Annotated in this window: 5 protein-coding genes; 1 reads left to right on the top strand and 4 read right to left on the bottom strand. The window is 38.8% G+C overall.

The annotated features are described in order from the left end of the window. From AC1DDX_RS09200 to AC1DDX_RS09185, 4 genes are all read right to left on the bottom strand, one after another. Window positions 1-1,113 (bottom strand): cytochrome-c peroxidase (locus AC1DDX_RS09200; RefSeq protein WP_477621976.1); only part of this gene is annotated, 1,113 nt, incomplete at its 3' end. A gap of 33 nt (window positions 1,114-1,146) precedes the next feature. After that, the gene (gene acpA, locus AC1DDX_RS09195) at window positions 1,147-2,451 is read right to left on the bottom strand and encodes an acid phosphatase (RefSeq protein ID WP_477611807.1); all 1,305 of its coding nucleotides are present in this window, start codon (window positions 2,449-2,451) and stop codon (window positions 1,147-1,149) included. Between the two features lie 168 nt (window positions 2,452-2,619). Beyond that, a complete protein-coding gene (locus tag AC1DDX_RS09190; protein WP_477621975.1) occupies window positions 2,620-3,492 on the bottom strand; it encodes an SMP-30/gluconolactonase/LRE family protein in 873 nt (290 codons plus the stop codon). A gap of 75 nt (window positions 3,493-3,567) precedes the next feature. Next, window positions 3,568-4,410: a transglutaminase-like domain-containing protein gene (locus tag AC1DDX_RS09185; protein WP_048903261.1), complete on the bottom strand. Its 843-nt coding sequence runs from the start codon at window positions 4,408-4,410 to the stop codon at window positions 3,568-3,570. A gap of 198 nt (window positions 4,411-4,608) precedes the next feature. On the opposite strand from AC1DDX_RS09185, the gene AC1DDX_RS09180 reads away from it, so the two are divergent. After that, window positions 4,609-6,060 (top strand): circularly permuted type 2 ATP-grasp protein, encoded by a 1,452-nt coding sequence (locus tag AC1DDX_RS09180; protein WP_048903262.1) that lies wholly within the window; start codon window positions 4,609-4,611, stop codon window positions 6,058-6,060. Window positions 6,061-6,067: the final 7 nt, after the last annotated feature.

Raw genomic sequence — 6,067 nt, 5'->3', positions numbered from 1 at the left:
GAATAACGTGGGTACATTCCTTGTCAGCAGTTTTGAAGGAACATGAACATCTGTATGCTTAGCCATTCCGTCCGTAAATGCTAAATCAGGGTTGTGACATGAGGCACAGCTTCTTGTGCCGGTGCCGGATAACAATGGATCATAAAAAAGTCTTTTCCCTAACCCCACTTTAGCACCTGTTATGCGATATTCAGGGCCTGGTGAAAATGCATCTACATTAAACGCATCCGAATCAAATAATGTCCTTACCTCCTGCCTAAGCATCCGGTTATATTTAATTTTATCGCCCGGTAAATTCTGCTCCAACTGTGCTATCCCGGCGCTGATCTCGTTCCCAAAGCTTGTAATAAATGTAGCTCTGTCGAAGGAATCAAAATCAGGGTTATGATTAAGATATGCTATTGAGCCATTCAGATCCTGCAATAAAGTCGTTTTTTCCTTTTTGCTGATATATAAATAAAGGATATCCCGCAGACTTTTTAGGGATTCGGACGATTCTTTCATACTGTTCAAAGAAAGAGAATTGTCAAATCCGGTAATTCCCAAAACGATTATCCTGAATACCTCTAACTTGGCTGCATCCAATATTCGCCAATCCGCAAACTGATGATCAGTAAAATAAGAAATCAGATAGTCCGTATTTGTTATTAAATGTCTGACTTCGCTAATCAGCACTTTTTTGCCGGCTGAATCGTACTTCGGATAGATAAACTGTTCTATCACCTGGAGTCCCATTGGATCAACAGCACGGGCTAAAGAAGGATCTAGTAAATCTGCATTTTCGATCTCTTGTACAGGAGGACCATTTAACCTCTTAGTTAGGTCGGCAGTAAAATACTCTGCCGCCCATTCAAACTTTTTGAACAGTAATCTTGATTTTAAAAAGGCTTGCTGAACACGGTGTGCGTCAACCTTTTCTTTACTGACCTCAATAAATAAGGTATCTTTTACATACTCCTGGAAGGATACGATCTGACTTAAAACTTCTTTTTGAATTTTTCGTTCACGCGCGCTTGCTGGTATTTGTTCTGTTTTATTCGAATTAACGGAGGTAAAGCTTACAATAAGTAGCACTGTAAACAGAATTGCTACTATTCCAATCTTCTTATACATAACATATCCCTCCTCCTCCTGATTAACAGTAACTTATTTAAATACCAACGCATTCCGGAACGGGTTCGCATTTTTATCTCTTTCAGCCAATGGTTCTATTCCCCATCTATGCTCTATAAAAGAAAGAATGCTTACGGTTTCATATTGTGTGTGATCTACAATACCCTTTTTGGCAAATGGCCCTATAATAATTGCGGGGATACGACTACCAGGGCCCCATCTGTCTATAATTGGTGGGGTTACATGATCAAAAAAGCCACCAAACTCGTCATAGGTCAGAATAACCAATGCATCTTTTGCATTAGGCCCCTCCAATACTGCATTGATCAGGTTTACTGCCAGTTGTTCTGAAGAATATACAGCAGAACCACCCGGGTGTTCATCATTTCCTCCGCCTGGTTTCACAAAGGAAACGCTGGGAAGGGCACCTTCTTTCGCTGCTTTAATGAAATCATTTTGGTCCTTCATGTGTTTTCGGCCTTCTGTCCCCTCTTCATATTGGGCAAAATATAGGAATGGTTCATGATTATAGGCAAAATTATTCTTCTTTCCTGCCACTGCATCGTCCCAGCCCTCAGAATACCACGCCCATGATATATTTTTTTCGCTCAGTTTGTCGCCAATAGTCGGCATCGTCTGAGATGGCAATAATTTGGAAGTATCCGATTTAGGAGGGTAAGGCCTGTTTCGTGAAAGAACATGATTTACAACATACCCATCTGGAGTAACTATGCCATCGTCTATCATTTTACCATCAGCATCAACTTTTGCGATCATTGATTTAGGGGCATCCGGCCAAACCGGCACAGCCGCAGAAATCATATAAACGTGGTTAAAATAAGAGCCGCCATAAACACTCTGAAAAAAATTATCACACAGTGTGTATTTTTGAGCCATCGGATAAAGAGGTAATTTTTCCGTGTTATAATAACCCATCGCTAGTCCTTTGGAGTCATTATATACCGCAAACTTATCCATCTTTCCTCCGTTAATTTGCAACTGATTGTGAAAAAAACGGTGAGTAACATCAGGCGTTGTCTTGTCAGACGGAACGTATTGGTCTATATTAAAAAGCTCATTTGGCAGGTTGGTCGGGAAAGAGTTGTTTCTCGGAATCTCAGGAAGGTACTTATAAGGTTTTCCATCTTTGTCTACCTGTACAAAATTTCCTCTTTTGGCATTTTCAATACCATTTGCTCCTTTGAATTCCCCGTAAAGATTATCGAAACTATGGTTTTCCATATAGATAACCACCACGTGCTTAATCTGCTTGATGTCATTATCAAATGAGGTTTCCTGATGTTTCGCTTTTTTGCTGATCCCACAACTACTGATCATCAAAATGATAAGAAACAGATAAAAAAATCGCTGTAAATACATTCCGTTTTCTTTTTTAGATTCGATTAAAAGTTATGTTACAAACATATGATATTATATTTTGTTGAAAAATCATCAGACTAAAACAGGATAGGATTGTTTGTAATTTATTGCTTACAATAGCTTAGGTTATTTTGGAAGTTTGACCCGATAAATGCGATAAGGATAGCTTGTCTTATTCATACCATCATTCCATTGGGGCAAACGGTTCATCTGAGCACAAGAGAAATATAAATACCCGTCGCTGCCAATTCCTAAAGAATCTGGCCATATTAACCTGCTATCCTGTACCAGTGTGATAAGTTCACCATTTGTGGTAAAATATTTTATGCTATAATCTGTAGAAGAGGTGAGATATATGTTGCCAGCTATATCGGCTTCCATACCATGGCAAACTCCTGTTTCGCCTAAATCCTGAACATATTTAGCCAATTCATCAGCTGTTAATTTTGCATCTGCAAGATGTTTTGTTTCTACACGATAAAGATGCATGCTGTTGATTGGTCTGAAATAAAAGAACTTATTGTCCTTGGTTATTGCTATCCGTTTATCTGTATCGACTCTAACATCATTTAATGTTGATTTATCTTTTGCGAGGTCGTCAAACTGATAGACTCTTTTCACCTGATTACTTTTAAGGTCTATCTGTACCAATTTAAATTTATGCTCATCAGGTTTAGGGTCCAATACCCACAGTTGGTCTTTCGTATCTATGTAAATGTCCTGAACATTTAAAAAGGTTTCTGTTTCCTTTCCCTCTTTCCGATTCCAGCGCTCATCGGGATAGGCAACATACTTTCCATTTACAATCTCAATTAATCCATACTGGTAGGGTTCCCTTTTGGGAAATGAAACGAAGACTCTGTTGGTGGAGGAAACGCTAACACCGATAGGCTGTGACTGACCAAACTCAGCTGCTACTTCCAATTTATCTGAATGATAAGATTGAGCTTGCACGTTTAAAGCCATGCTAATTACAATTAAGCATAAAATTACTTTCATCTTGAAGGGATTATTCAATATCTTCTAAATTACGTAATTCTTAACATATTGAAATAGGACCTCATCAAAGCGCTATTACATATAAGTATACCCTTGTTCGGCAGTATACTGATCTATGTAACGAAACTCAGTATCAATTAAATTTGCGGTAACGTCCAAACTTACAAACTGCAAATTCCCGAATATACTGGCAAATGCGGTATCGGTAGCATCAACTCCGGTAGCAATCTTAACTAATCCATTTAACGGAACAAGTTTGGTTGCATCTACGATAATCCAATAACCACCAATATAAGCCTCAAAACAGGCATGGAAATCTGCAGGCTGCAATTGATATGCATAACCGGTGTAATATCTTGCCGGGATGGTTAACGCCCTGCACAAAGCAATACCTAAATGTGCAAAATCACGACACACCCCTATTTGCTCTGTAATTGTATCATATGAAGATGTTTGGGCATTTGTATAGCCTCCGCTGTATTCTACGTTAGTATAAATCCAATCACGGATAGCCATAACCTTATAAAAAGCATGATCGATATGCCCAAATTTGTGAAATGCGAACTTATATAACTTGTCGGATTGACAGTACCTGCTGGGATTTAAATACGACAAAGCGCTAACCGGCATGTTGCCAATGGGTATATCATCCAAATGTTCTGCATCAACCGCACGGACCTCTGTTTCTACTAATGCCCGATAATGAATCATTAAGTTCCCTGCATCAGGAATTTCTATGATTTTGAATCTCTTTTCACCGGAAATAGAAAACAGCTCTCTCATTTTCAGTTGCTGATTCAGTTCCATATGTTCTTCTACAAGAAACTGGCCTGCAGATTTAACGGGCTGTACATTCAAAATCAATGTTGAAGACGAAATTACCTCGTAAACTACCCTAACAGAAACCTCTAACTTCATAAATATTTAAAATACAAAATAAAAAATAGACTAAAATCAATTTTAAATCAAAAAGAAACATAAAAAGATAAAAAAAATCAATTTCAACACACAAAAAATTTAATAAATAAAGTAAAATAACATTTTATTTGATTTAAAAATCAATTTAAATAAAGATATAACTATATTTCAGAAGATTTTAACATAAAATGATCGAATATGGAAACAAAAAGCTACACAAAATCATACGATCTACCCAAAAACACCTGGGATGAAATGTTTAATGACTCAGAAACGGTAAGAGAAGAGTACAAAACTGTTATGAACTACCTCGATCTTGAGTCGACCGAAGAGCTCAACAAAAAAGAAGAACTATCTAAAGCACTTTTCATGAGCCAGGGCATCACCTTTACCGTATACAATAGCGGCGAAGGCGTAGAAAAGATCTTCCCTTTCGATATCATCCCCAGAATTATTACTGCTGAGGAATGGGCTTTTATAGAAAAAGGAATTAAGCAGCGAGTTACCGCGCTGAACCTCTTTCTGAAAGATGTTTACAGCGACCAGTTTATCATCAAAGACGGAATTGTTCCGATCGATGTAATTTACTCTTGTCCACATTTTTTACGAGAGATGGTCAACGTGAAAGTCCCTCACGACATCTACATACACATTGCGGGGATTGACCTAATCAGGGACAACGACGGCACTTATTATATCCTTGAAGATAATGTCCGCACTCCTTCGGGAGTTAGCTACATGCTGGAAAACAGGGAAATTACCAAACGTCTATTCCCCGATCTTTTACCTCAATGCAAAGTAAGAAGTGTGATTGAATACCCTACTGTCCTCTACAACAACCTGCTTTCACTTGCACCACATGACGTTGCCGATCCTACAATAGTTTTGTTAAGTCCGGGTAGTTTCAACTCAGCGTATTTCGAACATACCACACTGGCCCGTTTAATGGGAATTGAGCTGGTGGAGGGACCTGATTTAATTGTCGAAGACCATAAGGTGTATATGAAAACTACCGCAGGACTGCAGCAAGTGAATGTGATTTACCGGAGAGTAGATGATGACTACCTTGATCCGCTAGCCTTTAATCCAACCAGCCTACTTGGTGTTGCCGGGTTAATGAATGCTTACAGAAAAGGAAATGTAACCATTGTAAATGCGGTAGGAAATGGTGTAGCCGACGACAAAGCTGTATACGTCTATGTGCCAGACATGATAAAATACTACTTGAATGAAGAACCCTTACTTAAAAATGTACCAACTTACCAATTAGGAAACGCAAGTGAGCGGGCCTACGTATTCGAAAATATTTCCCGGATGGTAGTTAAGCAAACCAATGGCAGCGGGGGTTATGGCATGTTAATGGGACACGCTTCAACGGAAGAAGAAATTGAAGCATACAAGTTGGAAATACTGAAAGATCCACGACAATTTATTGCACAGCCTACTATCAGCTTATCATCCTCACCATGTTACATGCAAGGTAAATTACAACCCAGAAGGGTCGATTTTCGTCCGTTTGCACTTTGCGGCCCTAATGGGATAGACATTATTCCCGGAGGATTAACAAGAGTAGCACTTAAAGAAGGCTCACTGGTTGTAAAYAGCTCTCAGGGAGGCGGCAGTAAAGACACCTGGGTACTTTCTAAATAAACAACAA

The organism is Pedobacter sp. 10L46_2 (assembly GCF_056395165.1).
The sequence above is the reverse complement of the archived record's forward strand: the minus strand, read 5'-3'. Positions and strand labels throughout refer to the sequence as shown.

Bases quoted from the DNA above. Each gene is read 5' to 3' on its own strand.
- AC1DDX_RS09190 (WP_477621975.1), bottom strand. From the start codon at position 3,492: ATGAAAGTAATTTTATGCTTAATTGTAATTAGCATGGCTTTAAACGTG.
- AC1DDX_RS09185 (WP_048903261.1), bottom strand. From the start codon at position 4,410: ATGAAGTTAGAGGTTTCTGTTAGGGTAGTTTACGAGGTAATTTCGTCT.
- acpA (WP_477611807.1), bottom strand. From the start codon at position 2,451: ATGATCAGTAGTTGTGGGATCAGCAAAAAAGCGAAACATCAGGAAACC.